General features: G+C 76.4%; 3 protein-coding genes. 2 read left to right on the plus strand and 1 reads right to left on the minus strand.

All coding sequences use genetic code 11. The features are described from left to right. On the plus strand, positions 1–269 hold a 269-nt coding region (locus tag I59_RS11265), incomplete at its 5' end, for a DAK2 domain-containing protein (protein ID WP_031273652.1). Next, positions 266–982: a dihydroxyacetone kinase phosphoryl donor subunit DhaM gene (dhaM, locus tag I59_RS11270; RefSeq protein ID WP_022903948.1), complete on the plus strand. Its 717-nt coding sequence runs from the start codon at positions 266–268 to the stop codon at positions 980–982. The genes I59_RS11265 and dhaM, both read left to right, overlap by 4 nt. 13 nt (positions 983–995) lie before the next feature. Here dhaM and I59_RS11275 read toward each other — a convergent pair. Next, the coding region (locus I59_RS11275; protein WP_022903949.1) for a TetR/AcrR family transcriptional regulator C-terminal domain-containing protein at positions 996–1,375 on the minus strand (380 nt) is incomplete at its 5' end.

A 1,375-nucleotide genomic window follows, 5' to 3' on the forward strand; every position in this document is an offset into this window, starting at 1 on the left:
TCCGCGGCAGGCCGAGTCGGCGACAGACCATGGTCGACGCCTGGACCCCGGCGGTCGACGCGGCCGCTGCCGCCGCCGGTGAGGGCGCCAGCCCGGAGCAGGTCCTCGCGGCCGCGGCCGACGCCGCGGCGACCGGCGCCGAGTCGACGGACGCCCTCGTGGCGCGGAAGGGCCGTGCGAGCTACCTCGGCGAGCGTGCCGTCGGGCACCGCGACCCGGGGGCCCAGTCCTCGGTGTACCTCCTCCGCGCCGCGGTGGACGCCGCGTGACCGTCGGCATCCTCGTCGTCTCGCACAGCGCGTCGGTCGCGACCGGCACGGTGGAGCTGGCGCGCCAGATGGCGGCGGACGTGCCGCTCGTCGCGGCCGGCGGCACCGAGGACGGCGGGATCGGCACGTCGTTCGAGGCGATCACCGCCGGGCTCGAGGAACTCCGCGACGCCGACGGGATCGTCGTCCTGTGCGACCTCGGGTCGGCCTACCTCACGACCGACACGGCGCTCGACTTCCTCGACGAGGACGACCGCGCGCGTGTCCACGTCTCGCCGGCACCCCTCGTCGAGGGCACGGTGGCCGCGGCGGTCGCCGCCCAGACCGGCGGTGACGTCACGGCGGTGCTCACGGCCGCCGCGAGTGCCGCGGGCACCCCCGACACGGACCGGCCTGGAGGCACGGCACCGGACCCCACGCCGGCTGCAGTCGACGAGACGGCCGGGTCCTCCGACGGCGCTGTCGCGTCGGCCGCGGTCGAACTGGTGAACGAGAGCGGGCTGCACGCCCGGCCCGCTGCGGAGTTCGTGAAGACGGCCGCGCGCTTCGAGGCGCGGGTCCGGGTGAACGACGTCGACGCGAAGAGCCTGCTCGCGATCATGGCGTTGGCGCTGCCGAAGGGCGCGACGGTCTCGGTCGAGGCGTCCGGTCCGGACGCCCGGCAGGCAGTGGACGCCCTCGTCGCGCTCGTGCGGTCCGGCTTCGGCGAGTGACGCCGCGGGTCGGTCATCGCACGGCGGTGACCGAGAGGGTCGACGCGAGGTCGACGTCCTCAGGAGTGCCCGCGACGCCGGCTGCACGGAGCAGCGCGGCGCCGAACGCCGCACTCCAGAACGTCCGGACGTCGCGCGCCAGCGCTCCGGCGGCCCACCCGCGGTCGGCGGCCACCCGGGCGAGGTAGCGCTCCGACCGGCGGAAGAGCAGGTCGAGGAGCTGCGCGCTCCGCTCCGGCCCGCCGGTCGCGAGCGCCCCGACGACGAGGGGGAGCGACGGCATCGCCAGGGCGGTGCGAGCGAGCAGGTTGCGGAACGCCTCGGCCGACGCGACCCGTCGTCCCGCCGGCTGCATCCGGCTCGTGTCCCGGAGGAAGAGCGTGAACGCGGCGT

It is taken from the genome of Curtobacterium sp. B8, assembly GCF_000333315.1.
GTDB lineage: Bacteria > Actinomycetota > Actinomycetes > Actinomycetales > Microbacteriaceae > Curtobacterium > Curtobacterium luteum.